The organism is Pseudoalteromonas translucida KMM 520, assembly GCF_001465295.1.
Classification (GTDB): Bacteria; Pseudomonadota; Gammaproteobacteria; order Enterobacterales; family Alteromonadaceae; genus Pseudoalteromonas; species Pseudoalteromonas translucida.
The window spans coordinates 597,080-617,921 of sequence record NZ_CP011035.1; the positions used below are offsets into that span (position 1 = coordinate 597,080).

Here is a 20,842-nt window from a genome sequence, read left to right on the forward strand (position 1 = left end):
GGTTTGTGCATTATGATAACTACACAAGACGAAAAGCTATTATCTATTTTAAAAACCAATGCCAGAGCGAGTATTTCAGATTTAGCTAGGCACCTTAACTTATCGCGATCAACCGTACAAAGCCGCATGTTAAAGCTAGAGGAAAGTGGCGTTATTAAAGGTTACAGCGTTGATTACGGTGATGACTTTTTAAATAGTATGGTGGCCGCACATGTGTCTATTAAAGTAAGGCAAAAACTGACGACTAAAACCAATTTAGAGTTAAAGCAAATTAATGCTATATCGCAGCTTTATGCTATTAGTGGCGAGTTTGACTTAATTGCAGTTGTGCAAGCACAAAATTTAGAACAACTTAGCCATTTACTCGATGATATTGGCAACCTAGATGGCGTAGAACGCACTACTTCATCTGTTATTTTAGAAACCAAATTTAAACGCTAGGCTTGTTGTATAAGAATGTAAACAGATAATGATTAAGTATAGATATAATTAGCTGTTTATAATAAAGTTATTACATAAAGTACGAGCTCTAATATCATGAAAGTGCACACGATTAGCTTGTACTTTATAAACAAGGACTGTTTTAATAAATTTAGGAAAGTTGAGTATTACTCTCTCTTTTAAATTCAATTAATAGTAATCAATTTACAGTACATTGGTCAGTCAATTTTATTAGATGAGACGCACCGCCAAGGAGTCAGCAATTTGCTGACATGATAAGGACAAGTTGTGAAAGTTATTATAACCACCATTGTTTTATTAATTATAGCGAGTGGCTATTACTTTAATGCTCATATCCCCGTCTTCAATGCAAAAAAAGCTATCGAAGTTAAAGTTTACAGTGACATTTTTTATAAACTAGGCTCAGATTCTGCCCCAGACTCAGTGAGCATAGATGAAATTATTGCTGGGGCTTCACAATTTGCACTTTCAATGTGCGATGATGCAGTTTATCAACAGGTTTTAGGGAAAACGGTTGACTCTTGCAAACTTAAGTTTCATCAATCAAAAGCAAAATGCGCACAGTTTTTAACGGCGCATAACGCAGCATTTTACAATAAAAAAACACCGGTTAGCTTAGTCGCAGAAAAGTTTATTGACTGCGTAAGCTTGTAATATTTTAATTACTTATCTTTTGCTCGGGTAAATGCGTTAAACTTGTCACTAATAATTTAGTGACTTTTTCGTCATTTAAGTAGCTCTCTTAATCAATGGTATTAATCTTGATAAAGTGCACTTCATTGCAGCTTATATTTATTAATTTGCTAAAATAAGTTTATTAAAGAGAGAATGATTAATTTACCCACTATATTCAGTGGTAGCAAAAGGTAATTAGCAATGATGAACACCAAAGTATACAAAGCAGTACACGACTTAGCTGAAGAGCTAATGGCGGCTGCAAATAAAAACGATACAAAAAAGTTCGAGTCACTTTACGCGCAGCTTAAAGCAATTTGTATTGAAAACGAAAATACCAGCAAAGATCACCCTGTACAATGGGAAACGCTGGCTGATTTTACCGAAGAATTAGAGGAAGCAATTGAAGGCTACGAAAAAGCATTAAAAAAATCGATAGCCATTAACTCTAAAGATCATATGTCGTCGGTTGCATTTTCTATGGCAACTTTGCAGCTAGAATTAGGCCAAAAAGAGGCTGCAATTAAAAACCTTCAAGACGCTAAAATCAGCGCTAATAAAATTTCTGATAAAGAGCTTAAAGCAGAAATACACGACCTACTAGAGTCGCTGGTAGAAGAAGAAGGCTAGAGCGCTTTTTTTATTGATATTTATATTGCTGAGCTAACTAAGCTTAGCAATATAAAGTAATACATTAAGCCCCATTAGTTATTATGGTTTTAAAGGGGCTTTTCTAATGATTTGCTTCTTGGCTTCGTCGAGCTTTATAACATAGGCATTACCGCCAATACCTTTAAACTCTTCATCGGTAAATACTATGGTGTTGTCGTCGTAAAAAGTGACCGCTTCTTTTTGGGTAACAATGCCTAGGTCTATTCGTGACACGTCACCCGAGAAAAACTTATCCCCTTTAAAATTCTCAAATAACCAAAGGCTAGTTGAGTCTAATAACACCAGTTTTTTCCGATCAGGGCTCAGTGCAGCCGAGGTGATCCAGCAGAGTTTTTCCATGGTGGTGCAGGTTTTAAATGAGTCGATTAGTTCGGCGTTAAAGTTAGCTGCATGATCACCCACTTTATATACATTTGTTATGCCATCAAAGGGTTCGGTGCGATTTTTGGTAAATAAGTATAAGTGCCGGCCTAATGCTACAAACGCTTCTAAGTCATAATTGCGGTTATCAGGAGCAACCGGTGTACCGTCTAACTCGGGGTAGGTAAACTTAATTATTTCAGCTTCGGTGGTATCGGTTTTAATATCAATGGGGTTTTCTATTTTATAAATAGTAAGCCAGCGGCGCTCATTGGTGTTATTACCAAAATCACCTAAAAAAAAGTGACCAAATTTATTTTGGGTCATATCTTCCCAATCTATATTTTTAGCGTTAGTCACTAATATTTCTTTAGCTATTGAGCCATCATCATTGAGTCGGTAAAGTTTAGGCTCGTCGCCGCTGTCGTTAATAGCCCATAAGCGTTTATGCTTATCATACTCAATACCAGATACTTCTTTGAGCCTAGGGTCAACAGAAATCATTTTTTTGCTATACAAGGTATAAATAGCAGAGCCTATATATATGGCACTAAAAATAAACAGAGCAGCAATAGAAAGTAGAATACTTTTTTTCAACATCAAATTAATATATTTCAGAATGTTAATTAATATATCGTTATTATCGCTGATGGTAGAAGAGAACTAAAGACTTATCTCGTAGCGTTTATTAACTGTTGCTTAAAGTTGCATATATTTTAAACTAAAGTGGCTAATTAACATGATTTTGTCGAAGAAAAGTGACAATTATTGCTGATTACGCTATTAATAGCTAAGTACTATATAAAAACCAAGAAGTAGGTAATGTGTCTGTATTTGTTGCAAGGCAAGCAATATTAAATCGTCGCCAGAATGTGGTTGCTTATGAGCTATTATTTCGTGATAGTGATAAAAACTATTTTCCGGAAATATCTGATGGCCAAGCAACGGCAAGATTGATCATGGAGAATCAGCTTAACTTAGGAACCCGGCATATAACATCAGGTAAAAAAGCACTGATTAATATAGGCCCAGAGTCGTTAAAGCTCGATTTATGTGCATTTTTACCCTGTAAAGATGTGGTTATTGAGTTACTCGAAACCATAGAGCCCACAGACGATAATTATGAGTTATGCCGTGATTTATTTCATAGTAATTATAAACTAGCGTTAGATGATTTTGTGTACACCCCTCAATGGGAGCGTTTTTTAAAGCTGGTAAATCTGATTAAGTTTGATATACGCCAAACCCCATTACCGGAAATTGCCCTGGTTGTTAAAAAGCTAAAAAAACACAAAAGAATAAAAATACTTGCCGAAAAAATAGAAACGCCCGAGGAGTTTGAACTTGCATATAAAATGGGCTTTGATTACTTTCAAGGGTATTATTTTGCAAAGCCAACCATGCTTAAACAAAACGACATAGACTATAATTACGCGCTGGTAATTGCAATTTATGCAGAAGTTATGAAACCCAATCTAGATATAAACGTAATTTCTGGTTTATTTGAGCTTGATGCTGCGCTGGCATACAAGCTATTACGCTTAATTAATAGTGGTGTGTTTCCTATTAAAAGCAAAATATCTTCCCTTAAACAAGCATTAGTCTACTTAGGTCAGGAACGGTTAAAAAAGTTTGTAAGTTTGATCGTGACTGCTTATACAGTTAAGTCTAAGCCTGCCGAATTAATGAAAATGTGCGTAGTTCGTGCTCGCTTTTGTGAGCTAATTGCCGCGCAAATAAGTAAACAGCAAAAAGGTGAAGCTTTTTTAACCGGGCTGTTTTCGTTACTCGATGCCATATTAGATCAACCCATGAGTTTACTAGTTAATAAACTTCCATTTCCAGATGACATTAAAGCAGCGTTACAGGGTGAAAAAAACACCTTACATTATATTCTTGATACCGTAAAAGCATACGAATCAGGAAGCTGGTGGGCATTAGAGCAGGCAGTTTTATTAATAAATATAGAGAGTAAATTACTACCTAACATATATAAACAAGCGGTAGATTGGGCCGATAGCTATAAAAATATCACGTAATGGAATAGGTAATGCGTAATTATAATTTAGACTTCATTCGTGGTATTGCCGTACTTGGCTTGGTGTTTATGAATATATACACCTTTGGAGTATTTGAGCTCGGTTATACGCCACTAACAATCCCACCAAGCAGCGATAGCCTGATTCAAACATTAAACCTAATATTTGTTGAAGGGCGTTTTAGGAGCTTATTTAGCATACTGTTTGGGGCTGGGTTATACATTCAATGGCAACGCTATAACTTGATTTTACCACTTAAAAGTCGCCTATATTGGTTACTACTTTTTGGTTTATTGCATGGGTTTTTACTTTGGGCAGGCGATATTCTATTTTTGTATGGGGTGTCGGGGTTGCTCGCTATAAAGTACTTAAGCAGTACCAATGAGCAACTTCTGAAGCATGCTTATGGGTTTATTTTACTCTCGGGTTTGGCGACCGCTTTAGTTATGTATAGCGTACCAGAGACATTAATATACCGTGACTCGCCAGAGTTTAATGCGTTGTATAGCCAATACTTTCAATCATATGGCGATCACTTGTTATCTAACATAACCATGTACGCGTTAATGGTGTTTATGGTTCCGATACTCACTATGTGGGTAACGACAGCGTTAATGTTGTTAGGTATATATCTGTATAAGCAACAGGTGTTTGTTAGCGGCTTATCGGCAAAGCAACTCATTTTAGTAATTAGCGGTGCGCTACTATTTATCAGTTTACGGCTAACTACAGAGCAATATAGCAGCGGTGTATTTTATGCGCTGCAAGAATTAATTAACAGTGTAGCGGCATTGTGTATGGCGGTTATTTATATTCACATTGCAGTTAAGTTGTGTAGTAACAATGCCAACACAGGAAAATTAATTCAACAAGCAGGGCGTTTAGCATTAAGTTTATATATAAGCCAAACGTTAATGCAACTTTTGTTGTTTAAAGTACTTTTTAAGCAGTGGGCGCTCAGTTTTAATCGCATTGACTATTGCTTAGTTGCTACCTTATTGGTCGTTATTCAGCTTATTATTACCGCCATTTATAGCCGTTATTTTCAACAAGGCCCTTTAGAATACATATGGCGAAAATTAACCTACGCAAAAATCACTGCTTAAACGGCTACAAAGGTTAAATTAAGGGCGAAAAATTATTGTGGGTGGTTTAAACTAGCAGCCTTTAAAATTAAGGTGAATTGCTTCCATGACAGACTTAAAACGATTAAATAAATTTATTAGCGATACTGGCTTTTGTTCGCGACGCGAGGCTGATAAATATATTGAAGACGGTCGTGTTACTGTTAATGGTATTCGCCCGGAAATGGGCGTAAAAGTTTCATCTACAGATGTTGTATTGGTAGATGGTAAAACACTTAAAGCAATCCCTAAACGCGTTTATATTGCCTATAACAAACCCGTTGGTATTACCTGTACTACAGAGCGAAAAATTCAAAGTAATATTGTTAAAGCCGTTAATTACCCCGATCGGATCTTTCCAATAGGGCGCTTAGATCGTCCATCTGAAGGGCTAATATTTTTAACTAACGAAGGCGACATTGTTAATAAAATTTTGCGCGCTGGCAATAATCACGAAAAAGAATATGTAGTTACTGTAGATAAACCATTAAATCGTCAGTTTGTAACTAAAATGGGTAATGGTGTACCTATACTCGATACTATCACTAAAAAATGTAAAGTAATCCAAACCGGGGCGCAGCAGTTTACTATTATTTTAACCCAAGGATTAAATCGTCAAATACGTAGAATGTGTGAGTATTTAGGTTACGAAGTGGTCACACTAAAGCGCGTGCGCATTATGAATGTGACGCTTAAAGGTTTAAAAGTAGGGCAATGGCGCCACTTAACCGAACAAGAAATGACGATTATAAACGACTCAATTTCTGACTCAGGAAAAACCCAAGAGCATTCAGTATATGATGAGGCAAACGCTTTACAGCAACAAAGCCCGCCAGCAGTAGCTAAGCCGCAAAAAACAAGTGATAAAAAACGTGATTTTCAGGGCGAAAACCCTAAACGTTTTAATCAAGGTGAGCGCACAGAAGAACGTAAAAAAGAGCGTAGTAAAACGCCTTATCAAAAGCGCTCAACCACTTATGTTGGCAAACCGAAAAGTATTAAAGCAAATAAGTCATCCGACTCAAAAGGAATATTGAGCCTTAAAAAATAAAGCGATATTACAGTTAGGTACAGTACAACAACTTAACTAACCTGCGATTTGGGTGGTTTATTATCAAAATCGCTATTTGTTGCTATGTATATATTCTATAAGTTTATCCAGAGGCAAAGGTTTACAGTAATAAAAGCCTTGTATTCGAATGTTATTGAACTTAGACAAATAATCGATCAGCTCAGGGCTTTCTACACCTTCTACTACCACTGTTTTATTTAACTGTATGCAAATATTAATAATGCCCTCTAGCAATGCTCTTTTTTGCCCAGCTAATTCGGCGCCAATAGTAAATTCACGATCTATTTTTATAATGTTTGCCGGCTGACGCGATAAATAAGACAAACTAGAGTAACCCGTCCCAAAGTCATCAATTGCAACATTAAAGCCTTTATTCATTAGCGCTTTAAGCACCTCTTCAATAGCGCCTTTTTCCGACATAATCATTTCGGTCACTTCGATGGTGAGCAAGTTAGATTGTATGTTTTTTTCAGTCGTTAACTTACAAAGTTTTTCGGTAAAGTTTCGCTGTTGTATTTGTTGCGGTGAAAAATTAACTGCAACACAAATGTTTTGTAATTCAGCTATGCTACTCATATCGTTTAGTACTTGAGTAAGCACTTGTTCGCCCACTTGTAATATTTGCCCTGTTTGTTCAGCAATAGGAATAAAAACAGCAGGAGAAACATAACTGCCATTATTTTTCCAGCGAACTAATGCTTCTACAGCAATAATACACTGAGTGGTTAAGTTATAAATGGGTTGATAATAAACCTCTAACTCCTCATTTTTAATCGCTTTTTGTAGCTCACTTCTAATTGTAACCATAAACTTATGGCTCTCATCCATAAGCTTATGGTAAAAACAAAATTGATTGCCGCCTAAAGCTTTGGCGTTATCCATTGCTATATCTGCTTGTTGCAGTAGTAATGTAGGGCTAATGACTTCTCCATCAGACATAGCTATGCCAACACTCACAGTAAGATGGATATCAACCTCACCTAAGTTATATATATCGGCTAGCGATTTTATTATGAGTGTAATTTCCTCCGATAACTGCTGCTTAGATATATTACAGTAATACAATACAAACTCATCGTTGCCAAAACGCGCTATAGCACCCGCTTTAACTGCATTTTTTTTAAGCCTTTTAGCGACTAATTGCAAAACCATGTCACCTAATTCATGGCCCAAACTATTATTTACTGCGCTAAAGCCATCTAAATTAAAAAAGACTATCGTACAATTAACATTTACATAGTTAACTTGCTTAGCCTCTATTTCTGCATTTAATGCATCACGGCGCAGCAAGCCGGTTAATTCATCGTATTTAGCCATTTTATGTAACGCAACAGACTGTTGCCTGAGCAAAAAAGTAGAATCAGTGGCTAATATCAAAATATAAATAAACGCAAAAGTAAGCCATATTATCATTTGCTCAATTTGTGCTGCTTCTTTAAGCTTTGAATAATCTTTAATAAAGCTATAAACGTTGTGCTTAATAAATCCTCTTACAACAATTTCCTTAATTATATAATGCTTGCTATAACGGCTTAATAAGCTATTTAAATCTTGAACATTTTTTTGTTTTTTGTCGATTGCGAAATAAATTTTAGGTGTTAACTCAATAAAGGTATCAAACGAGCTGAGGTAATCTATGTATCTGTTTTCAATTAACAAGTTTAAATTTAACAGTGCCAACACTTGGTATTGCTTACCATTGCTTGCCGTTATCGGAATTGAGAACATAATTATTGGTGTATCTGTGTCTAAGGTTGCTGAGTTAGCTGCAAATCTGACTTCATTTTTAGCGGCTTTTAACCAGTTTGTAATAGGACTGGTTGCAATTAATCCGTCATTAGTAAATTGCTTAGAGTAAGTTGTACCGCTTATATGCTTCAAATTTTCATCTAGAAGAAGCATACTGCTTATAATTTCAAAGTCTTGGGTATAACCTCTTAAATCTATGTTAGCCATTTTTATAAAATCGTCGCTATTCACTGCTTCTAAACGTGTTTTTATGCGAGTAAGTGATGTGATATGACTTTCGAGGTTTTTATTGAGTATAGTTTCAACAAACTTAATTTTATTTTGTGCATCTACAGCTGCGTTAGTTACTGTTTGAACCGCGGTAACATGCCAAAGTGTTATGCCAATAAAAATAGCAAAAAACGTAATAACTTTAGCGGTCATTGAGCCATTAACGGTAGTAATAGGATTTTTAATTTTTATAATTAAAGCTAAAAAAAATACAAATACCATTACAGCACTAAAAGATGAGATAAAAGGATTATGGCTATCCCAAAACCAGCTACTGCTATCGTGTCTCCACAAACTTAGCTCAAAGTTAATAAACAATATAGCACCGGTAATGAGTAATATAGGTATGAGGTATTTAATTTTTTTTGTAGGTAAAACCTTAGGTAAAAAAGCCAATAAAACAGCTAACCCTAGCGCAGTCAAAGAAAGTTGCAGAGAAATAACCGGCATTAAGCTTTGCGTAACGATAATACTTTCTAAGGCACCCAAAAAAGCAACGACAAGAAAAAATTGAATAAAACCTAAATACAATATACTTGCTGCTGATTGAGTTAGGGATAGTCTCATTATTTTCTCATGTCCTTAAAATGATTAACCTCAAGGTTACATTAGCATTATTAAAACAAAATACCAGATATTTAAAATGTTTGTATGTATATAAAATATAAGACAAACGATGTTTTTTGAGCGGCATAATTACAATGGTACTTTATTACTAGGGGTAGGGAGTTTATAAGGCAGGCTTAGAGTGGGATATAAAATAAACGCAGCCTTAGCTTAACACCACTCGTTTAAGAACGAGTGGTGTTTTTTCGTTTATACCTAACCGGATATTTTTGTGTCTTTGCGAGCACCGCTCGCGGATAAGCTTTTCGCTTTCTTTTCTCCGGTAATATTAGCCGTTTCCCGTTTTCACGTAGTTCTTTCAGCTTTTTAGGGATTGTCCCGGGGCTTCGACCTGAGCACCATAAAAACTCGTCTTGTATCAGGTATAATGCGTTTATGAAACTGATGCGTAATGGCTCCACTTTATGGGCTTTAGCCATCTCTGCCATTTCAAGCCTCACGATATTGTATGACGTCAGAATACCCCATAGTTCTTGATAAATACCTTCCTGTTTCAGGCTCCGTAGCGCTGGTTTACTAGATAATTGATATTGCTTGAGCTCACCATATCCTCGCTCTATTTCCCACCTTTGCCAATAAACACCGAGTAGCGCTTTTAGCGGGTATTTTTCTGGACAGACGCATGAGGTGATGAACCCTTTTATTTCACCTTTAGGTGTTGGAATTTGAATAAGTCTTGCTTGCCATGTATCACCTAGGTAAGGGGCTGATTTTTTAGCTTGTGGCGAAATAGGCATTGTTATTAAGTGGTCATACTCACTAAATGATCCCGTTATTTCATAGCGCATTTTGCTTTTAATGGGCGTAAGCCAATGATGATTTTCGCTAACACCTTGCCAGCTCGTGAATAGTTCAGCCGAAAAGAAACCTCTATCAAATAGGGTCAATGAATGTTCAGGTGCTGAGCCAACAAGCTGTTGAGCATAATGAATTTCACTTTGAGTGATAGGGCCAAACGCTGCATCGGATATTAAATGCGTTCTTGTCGACATCAAGGTCACAGCAAGTACTGAGGGAAAGTTAGTTGTCGATTGAGCATATCCAAAGTGACGGTTACTCGGGGTATCTTGGGTTTTAAATTGTGTACCGTCAACGCTTAGTAGCTTTAAACCACAGACGTCATCAAACGTTTGCGACTGCTCCCACTGCGTTGCTGTATGTTTAAAAAGGTGCTTCATAGGCGCAGCGCCTAGCTTTTCTTTCCCTTTTATAATACTGCTGGTCGCCAATGGTGGAAGCTCTCCTTTAGCGTCAGGAAAAGCGAGCTCTAGTTTGTCACAGACTTCAGATATTGAGCGGTTTCTTAATAAACCAATTCCTAACACAAGCCAAGCGGCTTGCTCGGCGGGGAAGCGTCGTTTGCGTACTGATGCTCTTCCTGTTTGGGTAACAGCTTCTTCAATCCACTCAAGGGGAATGTGCTTAGTGAACGAATCAATATCACGAACTTGGCAAAACTCAGTAGTAAGGTGTAATTCTTTAATAAATTCAGACATAAAAATAGGCCACAACTTTTGTTGTAGCCTATTATGAAGCCTCTGAAAGATCGTTCAATTAGCTTAAACGATCTGCATTAGGCCTTAGCTGCGCTTATTAATTTAATAAGAGTTTATTTACTTTATTTAATTCGAGCTTTAAATGGCTGATATTCAATTTTATATATTATGGTATAAAGTACTGGCACTACAATTAAAGTTAATATGGTAGCAAAACCTAAACCAAACATAATGGTAACCGCCATTGATTGAAAAAACACATCAAATAACAGGGGAATCATCCCCAATATAGTAGTAATTGCAGCCATAGCAACAGGGCGTACACGGCTTACTCCTGAATCGAATACTGCCTGGTATGGCGCTTTACCTTCAGATAATTCAAGATTTATTTGATCCACGAGTACTATGCCATTTTTTATTAACATACCGCTTAAGCTTAGTAATCCTAGTAATGCCATAAAGCTAAATGGCGCGTTCATGACCAATAGCCCAGCGCTTACCCCAATAATTGCCAGTGGTACAGTAGCCCAAATAACTAAAGGCTGCTTAACAGAGTTAAACAGCAATACTGTAATTGCAAACATAGCCAAGTAACCAATTGGCAATGAGCCAAAAATAGCTTTTTTAGCTTTACTCGATGACTCGTATTCGCCACCCCACTGCATTTCGTAACCGCGTGGCAGCTCAATGTTTTCGATATCGGTGCGAATACGTGCAAATAGTTTAGCCGGCGTTTCGTCACTTAATACATCATGATCAGCCATAACGGTAATAGTACGCTTACGATCGCGGCGCATAATTAAGCTGTCTTCCCATTCAACCACAAACTCATCAACAACTTGAGTTACCGGTATAAACACTCCCAGTACTGGGCTAAAAATTTGTAGGTCGTGTACACTTTCTACATTTAAGCGCTCGTTAGCAGGAGAGCGTGCAATAATAGGCAGTAATTGGGTACCATCACGATATACACCCACTTGCTTACCCGACAAATTAGTAAGCAACACTTGATCAAGGTCTGATTTACTAATACCTAAACGGCGCGCTTTTTGTTCGTTAAACTGTGGGCGAATCATTTTGCTACGTGCCCGCCAATCATCACGAATATTATGCGAACCGGTATCTTGCGCTATGATATGTTTGGCTTGAGCAGATAGTTTTCTTAGTACAACTGGATCTGGGCCAGAAAAACGCGCTTCTATTTTTGCATCAGTTGAAGGGCCTATTTCCATAGGTTTAACTTTAAGCTGTGCGGCAACCGGATTGTGCTGTGCGAAATCTCGTACTTTTTGCATAACAGTGGCAACCGCTTCGCGGTCAGTTACACGAATAATCAACTGCCCGTACGCGGGGTATGATTTTTCAGGTGCATAGGTAAGCATAAAGCGCGGAGCACCTTGGCCAACAGTACTGGTTATTTCAGTAACGAGCGGGTTTTGCTGTAAAAACGCTTCTAACTTTTTAATCCCCTCAAGCGTTGAGCGAATATCAGCGCCTTGTTCTTGCCAGTAATCTACATAAAACATTGGCGTATTAGATGCCGGGAAAAATGATTGTTTTACAGCGCCAAAACCAACAACAGCACTACACAGCAGTACTAACATTAAAACTAAGGTGCTTTTTCTAAAGCGCATAGCAAGGTTTAAGCTGGCTTTGTAACTGGTAAATATAAAACCTTGATATGGGTCGTCATACTCTTGCTCGCCATCAGCGTTTAATTGCGTTTCTTTAAACATTAAATTGGCAAAAAATGGTGTGAGGGTAATGGCAGTGATCCAGCTTAATAAAAGGGAGATTAGCAATACCCAAAATAAACTACCGGCAAACTCACCGCTGGCATCGGAGCTTAAACCAATAGGCGCAAATGCAGTAATAGAAATCACAGTCGCCCCAAGTAATGGCCATTTAGTTTGTTCAACAATATTAATAGAGGCTCTTAGCTTAGTTTGCCCACGTTTTAGGTTAATTAAAATACCTTCGGTAACAACAATGGCATTATCAACAAGCATACCAAGTGCGATTATCAGCGCACCTAACGAAATTCTTTGCAAATCAATAGCAAATAACTTCATAAAAATAAAAGTACCTAAAACGGTAAGCAGTAAAATACCGCCAATTAATAGCCCACTTTTAACTCCCATAAACAGCAGTAGCACTATAATTACAATAGCAATCGCTTCAACTAGGCTAACAATAAAGCCGTTTACCGATTTTTCTACTTCGTTTGGTTGATTATAAACAGCATTAATTTTAATTCCGTGTGGCCGCTGGTATTCTAATGACGCAAGATGCACGTCAATGTCGTTACCTATATCAACCACATTAACGCCCGACATAAACGACACGCCAATTAACAATGCTTGTTGTTGGTTGTAACGAATAATATTGTTGGGTACTTCGGCATACTCGCGGTAAACCTTAGCTACATCACCTAAATAAATTAGCTCGCTGGCACCCGATTTAGAAATAAGCAGGGTTTCTAGCTCTTTTACATCTTTAAACTCGCCAGTAGGGTGTAAGCGAATAGACTCACTGCCCACCCTAATTTTACCTGCGTTAGAAACCGTATTTTGCGATTGTAATAATTGAAAAATATGACTGGGCGCTATGCCTAATTGAGCAAGTTTTTGCGTAGAAATTTCAACCATTACTTGCGCTTGTTGCTCCCCCGCAATAGTTACTTTACTTACGCCTTTAACCAATACTAGTTCGCGTTTAAGGTAGTCTACGTAGTCTTTAAGCTCGTCGTACGAATAGCCGTCGCCAGTTACTGAATACATTACGCCGTAAACATCGGCAAAGTCATCAATAATTTTACTGGCGTATACACCACTGGGCAAAGATGGATTGAGGTCGTTAATTTTACGCCGCATTTCATCCCAAATTTGTCTTAGCTCTTGTTTTCGGTAGTTACTTTTCATTTCTACGGTAATTTGCGACTTACCATTTGATGAAATAGAGGTAACGTAATCAACGTAGGGTAATTGTTGAATTGCATTTTCAATAGGAAAAGTAACTTCTTCCTCTACTTGCTGTGGCGACGCGCCAGGATACATGGTGATAACCATAGCTTTTTTTAACGTAAATTCAGGGTCTTCTAATTGCCCTAAGTCAAAGTAAGAAACACCACCGCCAATAAGTAGCAATAGGGTAAACATCCAACTAATAACTTTTTTCTCTATAGATAGTTGTGCAAAGCTCATAATTACAGGCCTCGCTCTTTATTCCATGGGCGTACTTTCATACCTTCTTTTAGTGAATGTACACCGGCAGAAACAATTTGCTGTCCTTCTTTAATTCCACTGAGTACTTCAATGCCATCGCGGTGTAATTGCCCCACTTTTACTGCTTGTTTATGTATTTGGCCGGTTTGCTCGTTATATAGCCATACATAAGCGTTATCACTAATAGATTGCTGCGGATCAGAAAACACTGCCTCGTTGGGCAAAATAGTGTACGCGGTTTGTGATTGCGTTACTTTACTTAAATCGATAAGTACGCGGCCAGTCATACCGGCAAGTAAGTTAAAGTCTTCTGGCACAGGCAGCGAAAACACAACTTTATACGTTAATGTGGCAGGATCTGCTTGGGTATCCCACTCTTTAAGTGTGAGTGTGTATTTTTTATCGTGATAGCCGTCAAAAATAACCGTTGGTTGGTATTGAGTTCCTTTAATAAAGCGCGCCACAATTCTTTCAGGTACTTGAATTTCAACATCCATTAAATCGCGGGTTTCTAAGCGCAGTATATTTTGCTTTGCTTGTACGCTTTCAAAGTTTTTTACAAATACTTTAGCAATCGTGCCCGCAAACGGCGCTCTTAGTTGGCTATATTCCACATTTGTTTGTGCAATTTTAAAGGCCGATTCGGCAACTTGCTTGTTAGCAACAGCCTGATCAAGCTCTGATTGGCTGGTAATGCGTTTTTCGAATAGTTGTTCAATGCGCCCTAATTGTGATTTAGCCAGCTCGTAGCGGGCTTTACGCTCATTATATTGCAGCTGAAAATCTTCAGGGTCTAACTTAGCTAATAGTTGTCCTTTTTTTACATGCTCACCCGCTAATACCGGAAACTCAACCAGCTCACCACTTACTCTAAATGCAAGGTAAGAGCCTTGATTTGCAACTACTTCGCCAGGAAAACTGCGAATGTTAATTTGCGAATCGTGACCAATATTAAATAACTTTACCGGGCGTATTGGCTCTTCTTTTACTTGCGGCTCAGGCTCAGAGCAGGCTATTAAACCAAGTAAAGTCGTCGTTACTACACATAGACGTAAGAGGTGCATATTTTCTCCATGAAAATTAAAAGCTAAATAAAGTCAGTGCAGCATACTCCGCAAACATATAAAATAAAATTCATTAAATTTTAGAAACTCAATAAGTTTTACTTATGTTGTTATTAGCAGTGCTATGAAACTCAACCAGCTACAAATATTAGACGCCATTGTACAAAGCGCAAGCTTAAGTGCAGCGGCAATTAAACTACACAAAACGCAGCCAGCGCTTACGTTAGCTATTAAAAGTTTAGAGACAAAAATAGGCTTTGCGCTACTCGACCGTTCGCAATACCGTTTACAATTAACCGAAAAAGGGCGGATTTTTCATCGCCAAGCTAAACAACTACTCAATAACAATGAAGAGCTTGCACAACTTGCAAAGGAGCTGGCACTGGGCAATGAAGCGCAATTTAGAATTTGTTATGAACAAATATGCCATGTGCAAAGCTACAATGAGATCATAAGTAATACTTTTAGAGTATTTAATAGCACTGAGTTTAGTTTAACCAGTGGTAAACGTTTTATTTCGTTGGAGCAGGTTAATAATGGCCAAGCAGAGCTTGGCATAGGCCCTTGGTTTGACTTGTTTCATGCTACCGGCGATTTAGAAAGCTTGCCCATAGGCAAGCTCGACATTGGTATTGTTAGCGCAAAAAATATTATACCCAACACACTTAGTTACAGTGAATTGCAGTCGTACCCGTGTTTAGCCATGTTTGAAAGCGGCCTGAGTATAGACAGTGATAGATTGTCTTATTCTAAAGGCCCAGCAATGATGAAAATTGACGATATATCGAGCTTAAAATCGTTTTTATTATCGGGCGCTGGTTGGGCGATGATCAGCTTAGAGCATTGCGCTGAAGAAATTAAATCGGGGTTATTACAAAAAGTCAGCATAACTGATCGCGAGCATGAATTTAGCACGCAAATTCGCGTTTTTAGGCAGCACTCTAGCCACCATGGGCCAGTAGCACGTACTATTTGGCAGCAGTTTACTCAACTTAGCCAGGCGTATTTGAAAAAACATGGAAATTGATAAAGAAACGCTTATTTATACCGTTATTGGTAGTATTCCTAAAGGGCAAGTTGCAAGTTATGGGCAAGTAGCCGCTATTGCGGGGTATCCGCAAAATGCGCGTTTAGTGGGGCGGTTATTAAAGCTAATGCCCAACGACTCAACAATACCTTGGCATAGAGTAGTAAACAGCCAAGGTAAAATATCGTTTCCAATAGGCAGTAACAAATATAAAGAGCAGCGACAAAAGCTGTTATTAGAAGGTATTGCATTTAAAGATGAGCGAGTGAATATGCGCGTGTATCAATGGCAGTAGTATAATAAGTTTAATTTGCCAGCTGTTTACTTAGCTACTTGCTCAATGAGTGCGGTGTTAAAATAGTGCGAGCGTTAAAGTGTTTATAACTAAGGGCTTAGCGCACTAAAAAGGGCAAGTTAAATACTTGCCCTAGTTACTGTGTAAAGTGCATGCTTTACACTAAGTTTTTGCCTTTTTGTTTCGCATTTTTAAGATCTTTAATAAGTGAGCAAAGTAAAATAACAAATACACCAAAGGCAATCACAGGCCAAATTAATACATAAATAGTAAGTAATGTTGTAGACATAATTTTTCCTTATTTATTGTCACTAAATTCAACAACACGTTGCTTAATTAAAGCAAAATCAAACGCGCTTTTGTTGCTGGTTAAGGTAAGCACTACACAAATAATAGCGCTGGCACCGTAAGCGGTCAGTGAGCTTAGCAATACAATATAGTCGCGTAAAAAACCTAAAGTAAAAAACAGTAATATTACGGCTGTTATTGCGCCCAAAATTAACCCAGCAGTGCGGCCAAAAAAGCCAAAACACATTAAGCCAATAACAACACCGCCGCCTACGCTTGCTATTACTTCAAAAAACAACGCGACAGCGCCAGTTAATTCTAGCCATTCAAAACGTGCGATAATAAAGAGTAAAAACGCACCGGTTACCGCGGCAGTAAACGCAAGATTTGTCACCTTATCCCAATATAAGCTAGAAATAACCGGAAACACAATTGCGCCCCACAGTGCGCCAACAAAAATTAGCATTGAGAGAATATCGAGTTTAAGGCTTGCAAATATAACGCCTAACATGGTGGCAACAACCATAGTAAAGCGGCCAACCCAAAGCATTTTTTTAGGGTTAGGATTGTTTTTACTTAAGTGTTTACCGTATACGTCGGTCATTATAATTGCCGATAAGGCTGACAAGTCAGAATCGGCGGTAGATGAAAGCGAGCCAATAATCATCACAAATAATACCAACACCATAATAGGCGACAGGTAGGTTGCAGCCATTTGCGGAATTAGGTTATTTAAATCACCGTCTATAGGTTGCACGCCAGCTAGTAACGCCAGTAAACCCAGCATACCTAAGCCTATAACAATAGAGCCATAACCTATGGTTGCGGTAATAAAACTTGGTTTTATTAAGTCTTCGCGTACAGCAAATAAGCGTTGGGCAATAGTTTGATTACCAATAGCGTACGCAAGCACCGCAACAAAAAACGGCGCGCCTTGCTCTAAAATGGCAGTAGTTGAGAAAAAGTCAGCTTGTTCTATTGTTAAATTACTCATGCCTTGAGTAAATAGGTCGGGGCCGTCGAGCTCAAAAAATAGCATAGGAATAATAACCACAGCGGCGAGCATCATAGCCATTAGCTGGCCAAAATCGGTAAAAACTGAGGAGCGAAACCCCGACCAAAAAGTGTATATAAGCACGCCAGAGCCTGCAATTAATACCCCTTCGGTAAAGTTCAGTGGTGATAAAATATCTACCAGCGCACCGGCTGCAGTAAAGTTAACCATTAAACTAATTATACTGCCGACTATGTTTGAAGAGGCTAAAATCATTTGGCTAGCACTGCCATGCCGCGCATGCATAATTTCGGCTAAGGTACGCGCATTTGGCGCAAGCTCCCTAAAGCGCTTACCAAAGGGGTAAATAAATAAAATCATCAGTGCGCCCCAAAAACCGTAATGGATTGCCCCCGATAAACCATATTTATACCCCGAACTTGCAGCAGCATAAAACGACGCTGCCCATATCCATGTCGCTGTCATACTCGCTGCAGACATGCTAAATCCAACTGACCCGTTGGAAACCATATAGCCATCGGCATTTTCTTGTTTTTTGCCAATACTTAGCGTGAATAAAAAGGTTAAACCATAAAAAGCAAATAAAACCAGCAGTATAGTGCTGGTACTAAACTGAAACATTTTGACTCCTTCGCTGCGTCACTCGTCATTACAATAGGGGTAATAAGGTGACGGTTATTATTTATTTTACGCAGTTAAAAACGCACGTAAATAATTAGAGGGCTACTAAAAACTTTATAAATTAGCTTAATAAAACTAGTAGCAAAAAATAGCTGATACGATCATCAGTAAGAAGAATGTAAGCAAAAACGCCCACATAAGAAATTAATGTTAACACAAATGGAGGATGTTATGTGATTTAGCTTGGTTTACAGTATTAAATGCTGAAATTGGTGCTGCTTAATATTTAATATAAATCAATTTTCCGCTAACGAATAACAACCAACAGGACGGCTATTGAATGTAATTACACAGCAAGTTTTTCAGTGATTGGTTAATACAGCAATAGCAACTTAGGCCTTATCGTTATCCTAAAAGGAAGTAAAATGTCGCTCTACCCATTTAAAAAATATTCAGCCACAGTGCCCACCCAGTGGGTTGATTTTAACGGCCACATGAATACAAAGTATTATGGTTTAGTTATTTACGATGCGCATATAGATTTTACCGAACATCTGGATTTAGGTGAGCGTTACCGTTATGCAAATAACTGCAGTAAAGCATTAGTAGAGAGCCATTGTATTTTTGAAAGAGAGTTGTGCGAAGGCGATGAAATTGAGGTTGTGTCTTGGCTGTTATACGTTGATGAAAAGCGTATTCATACATTTCATGAAATATACTGCACCAATAAAGGGTATCGCGCCGCTGCGGGCGAGCACTTAGATTTGCATATTGATTTAGCAACCAGGCGAGTGTCGCCATTTCCAAGTGAGGTACTACAGCGTTTAAAGGTAATAGAGCAGCAATTTAGCCAACTACCCAAGCCCGCTAAAGTAGGCAGTAAAATTAAAATACCCGGCATAACTTGAACCCTAAATAACAAATCTATCTCAAGCAGCTATTTTTAGCGCTAACTACGTTGAATTTACTTGCAATAGGCCAGCTATTGACGCGTAAATTCGCATTTTTTTTCACCGAAAACCTCTGGCTAGAAAAAATAAATTTAACTATGACTCAATACGTAAGTAAACCTCTTAACCAGAGTTCATGTTACATAATATTATTAGTTATATTTCATGGTGATTTTATTTTAGCGGCAGGCAGAGTATAAGCTGGCGCTAAAATGAAACACAAACCGGTTAGTTTTTAATGTTATTTATTTTTAACCGTTCTTTTTCTAAATATGTTTGGCTGCCAACCCCAATGCAGTGCGCCCAAACGTAAAAACACGGTAATAAACAAGGAGCCTAAAATACACCATATATAAGACACTTCGAGTAAAAACAACGCTGCATACGTTAAGCCGCCCGACAGACATGCAGTAGAGTAGAGCTCTTCGCGCATCACTAGTGGAATTTCTCTGCAAATTACATCGCGCATTAACCCGCCAAATATACCGGTAGTCATACCCATGGTAATGGCAACTATCATGGTAGTGCCTTCAATTAACGACTTTTCAATGCCAACAATATTAAATATAGCCATGCCTAATACATCAACTAGCAGCATGTAATAATTAGATACGTGCGGTAAATGGCGTATAAACACCACGGCAATAAATATTGCGCCATAGGTGGCGTATAAATAATCGGGCTCTGCAATCCAAAACACCGGCTGATTTAATAATATATCGCGCAGTGTTCCGCCGCCAAGCGCAGTAACTGAGCCTACAACTACAACACCAAACCCCCCAATGTTTTTTTCATGGCCTAATAAGGTGCCCGATATAGCAAAAAAGGCCACGCCAATTAAACTCATAAAATGAAAGTATTCAAACGCCATGGTGTGGTTTCCTTACCATAATTAAGGGAAGTAGAATTAGTAAACAGTGTAGTGTATTTAAAATTTATTTTTGCTGAACACTCCCCCACAACAATAGCTTTAATATGAAATTAAGTAGCTTGGTTTGAGCGCAGCGAAACCCAACGAAAAAAGGCAGCATCAATTAACCTAGGCGTTTTGCATTATCGATTGGTTGCTAAGTGCCAATTATTATCAGCATTTTATGTTGCCGATTGATTGCTTCTTATATGCCCTTTACAATGCGTATTAGAGTGCGCATACTTAATGCAATTATTATTTGGAGACTTGTTATGAAAGTATTATACGATTCTAATGCCCCCAAAAAAGCAACAAACCTTAGTTTAAATAGTGATTTACTAAAAAAAACAAGAGCACTTAACATCAATTTATCTGCGACTTTAGAGCAATCATTAAAAGATAAATTGAAAAGTATTGAAGCTAAAAAGTGGGTGAAAGAAAATAAAAATGCCATACAAGCCTACAATGACTTTGTCGAGGAGAAAGGATGTTTTGGTGATGAGTTTAGAGAGTTTTAATGTCGCAATTTGACGTATATATAAATCCAAGTAAAAAAAGTCGTGAAGCATACCCGTTTATTATTGATATTCAAAATGCATTAATTAGCGACATTACAACAAGAATTGTGATTCCATTAGGAAAATTCAATCATTTTAGAAGTGAGCAAATGGATGGCTTAACTCCATTGATTAAGTATGAAGATGAACAATATGTTTTACTCACTCCTCAGATTGCTTCGATGCCATCTAAATTACTCAAAGACCCTGTTGGATCAGTTGTGTCATTAAGAGATGAGATTATTGCAGCGATCGACTTTGCTATTACGGGCATATAACATCTAACTGAACACGATTTTAGTGGTTTATAACACACCAAAAGAGGGCTAAGTTTAACTTTAACCA

Annotated in this window: 19 protein-coding genes; 11 read left to right on the top strand and 8 right to left on the bottom strand. The window is 37.9% G+C overall.

The genetic code is table 11. The features are described from left to right. The first annotated feature begins 12 nt into the window (after positions 1–12). The 3 genes from PTRA_RS18105 (at position 13) to PTRA_RS18115 (ending at position 1,767) form a co-directional block, all read left to right on the top strand. Entirely contained in the window at positions 13–441 is a 429-nt protein-coding gene (locus PTRA_RS18105; protein ID WP_058375026.1) for an Lrp/AsnC family transcriptional regulator, read from the top strand. Positions 442–729: 288 nt separating this feature from the next. After that, complete coding sequence (locus PTRA_RS18110) at positions 730–1,116, top strand: hypothetical protein (protein WP_058375027.1); 387 nt, start codon at positions 730–732, stop codon at positions 1,114–1,116. A gap of 222 nt (positions 1,117–1,338) precedes the next feature. Next, positions 1,339–1,767, top strand: a complete 429-nt coding sequence (locus PTRA_RS18115) for a hypothetical protein (RefSeq protein WP_011330057.1) — start codon at positions 1,339–1,341, stop codon at positions 1,765–1,767. Positions 1,768–1,848: 81 nt separating this feature from the next. Here the strand turns inward: PTRA_RS18115 and PTRA_RS18120 are convergent, their stop codons facing one another. After that, positions 1,849–2,769: a hypothetical protein gene (locus PTRA_RS18120; RefSeq protein ID WP_058375028.1), complete on the bottom strand. Its 921-nt coding sequence runs from the start codon at positions 2,767–2,769 to the stop codon at positions 1,849–1,851. A gap of 224 nt (positions 2,770–2,993) precedes the next feature. Between PTRA_RS18120 and PTRA_RS18125 the strand changes: the two genes are divergently transcribed. The 3 genes from PTRA_RS18125 (at position 2,994) to rluF (ending at position 6,383) form a co-directional block, all read left to right on the top strand. After that, the gene (locus PTRA_RS18125) at positions 2,994–4,208 is read left to right on the top strand and encodes an EAL and HDOD domain-containing protein (RefSeq protein WP_058375029.1); all 1,215 of its coding nucleotides are present in this window, start codon (positions 2,994–2,996) and stop codon (positions 4,206–4,208) included. Between the two features lie 11 nt (positions 4,209–4,219). After that, positions 4,220–5,314 (top strand): DUF418 domain-containing protein, encoded by a 1,095-nt coding sequence (locus PTRA_RS18130; protein ID WP_058375030.1) that lies wholly within the window; start codon positions 4,220–4,222, stop codon positions 5,312–5,314. A gap of 85 nt (positions 5,315–5,399) precedes the next feature. Next, a complete protein-coding gene (rluF, locus tag PTRA_RS18135) occupies positions 5,400–6,383 on the top strand; it encodes a 23S rRNA pseudouridine(2604) synthase RluF (RefSeq protein ID WP_058375031.1) in 984 nt (327 codons plus the stop codon). 72 nt (positions 6,384–6,455) lie between these two features. Here rluF and PTRA_RS18140 read toward each other — a convergent pair whose 3' ends face one another. From PTRA_RS18140 to PTRA_RS18155, 4 genes are all read right to left on the bottom strand, one after another. Further along, positions 6,456–8,990: a putative bifunctional diguanylate cyclase/phosphodiesterase gene (locus PTRA_RS18140; RefSeq protein WP_058375032.1), complete on the bottom strand. Its 2,535-nt coding sequence runs from the start codon at positions 8,988–8,990 to the stop codon at positions 6,456–6,458. 224 nt (positions 8,991–9,214) lie between these two features. Beyond that, positions 9,215–10,546 (bottom strand): IS4 family transposase, encoded by a 1,332-nt coding sequence (locus PTRA_RS18145; protein WP_058372694.1) that lies wholly within the window; start codon positions 10,544–10,546, stop codon positions 9,215–9,217. 122 nt (positions 10,547–10,668) lie between these two features. Continuing rightward, positions 10,669–13,749, bottom strand: a complete 3,081-nt coding sequence (locus PTRA_RS18150; RefSeq protein WP_058375033.1) for an efflux RND transporter permease subunit — start codon at positions 13,747–13,749, stop codon at positions 10,669–10,671. A 2-nt stretch (positions 13,750–13,751) separates the two neighbouring features. Beyond that, on the bottom strand, positions 13,752–14,834 hold the full coding sequence (locus PTRA_RS18155; RefSeq protein ID WP_058375034.1) for an efflux RND transporter periplasmic adaptor subunit: 1,083 nt from the start codon (positions 14,832–14,834) through the stop codon (positions 13,752–13,754). A gap of 124 nt (positions 14,835–14,958) precedes the next feature. On the opposite strand from PTRA_RS18155, the gene PTRA_RS18160 reads away from it, so the two are divergent. Next, positions 14,959–15,861 carry a LysR family transcriptional regulator gene (locus PTRA_RS18160; RefSeq protein WP_058375035.1) on the top strand — a complete coding sequence of 301 codons (903 nt, stop codon included), beginning with the start codon at positions 14,959–14,961 and terminating at the stop codon, positions 15,859–15,861. Further along, a complete protein-coding gene (locus tag PTRA_RS18165; RefSeq protein ID WP_058375036.1) occupies positions 15,851–16,156 on the top strand; it encodes an MGMT family protein in 306 nt (101 codons plus the stop codon). The genes PTRA_RS18160 and PTRA_RS18165 overlap by 11 nt, the downstream gene beginning before the upstream one ends. A 157-nt stretch (positions 16,157–16,313) precedes the next feature. Here PTRA_RS18165 and PTRA_RS19180 read toward each other — a convergent pair whose 3' ends face one another. Then, positions 16,314–16,445, bottom strand: coding sequence for a putative transporter small subunit (locus tag PTRA_RS19180; RefSeq protein WP_011330067.1), 132 nt, complete (start codon positions 16,443–16,445; stop codon positions 16,314–16,316). A 9-nt stretch (positions 16,446–16,454) separates the two neighbouring features. Continuing rightward, the gene (locus PTRA_RS18170) at positions 16,455–18,080 is read right to left on the bottom strand and encodes a sodium:solute symporter family transporter (protein WP_058375037.1); all 1,626 of its coding nucleotides are present in this window, start codon (positions 18,078–18,080) and stop codon (positions 16,455–16,457) included. Positions 18,081–18,505: 425 nt separating this feature from the next. On the opposite strand from PTRA_RS18170, the gene PTRA_RS18175 reads away from it, so the two are divergent. Beyond that, a complete protein-coding gene (locus tag PTRA_RS18175; RefSeq protein WP_058375038.1) occupies positions 18,506–18,988 on the top strand; it encodes a thioesterase family protein in 483 nt (160 codons plus the stop codon). 283 nt (positions 18,989–19,271) lie between these two features. Here PTRA_RS18175 and PTRA_RS18180 read toward each other — a convergent pair whose 3' ends face one another. Continuing rightward, entirely contained in the window at positions 19,272–19,901 is a 630-nt protein-coding gene (locus tag PTRA_RS18180) for a trimeric intracellular cation channel family protein (RefSeq protein WP_058375039.1), read from the bottom strand. A 311-nt stretch (positions 19,902–20,212) separates the two neighbouring features. On the opposite strand from PTRA_RS18180, the gene PTRA_RS18185 reads away from it, so the two are divergent. Further along, positions 20,213–20,458, top strand: a complete 246-nt coding sequence (locus PTRA_RS18185; RefSeq protein WP_058375169.1) for a type II toxin-antitoxin system CcdA family antitoxin — start codon at positions 20,213–20,215, stop codon at positions 20,456–20,458. Further along, positions 20,458–20,775, top strand: coding sequence for a CcdB family protein (locus tag PTRA_RS18190; RefSeq protein WP_058375040.1), 318 nt, complete (start codon positions 20,458–20,460; stop codon positions 20,773–20,775). Before PTRA_RS18185 ends, PTRA_RS18190 begins: the two co-directional genes overlap by 1 nt. The last annotated feature ends 67 nt before the right edge of the window (positions 20,776–20,842 follow it).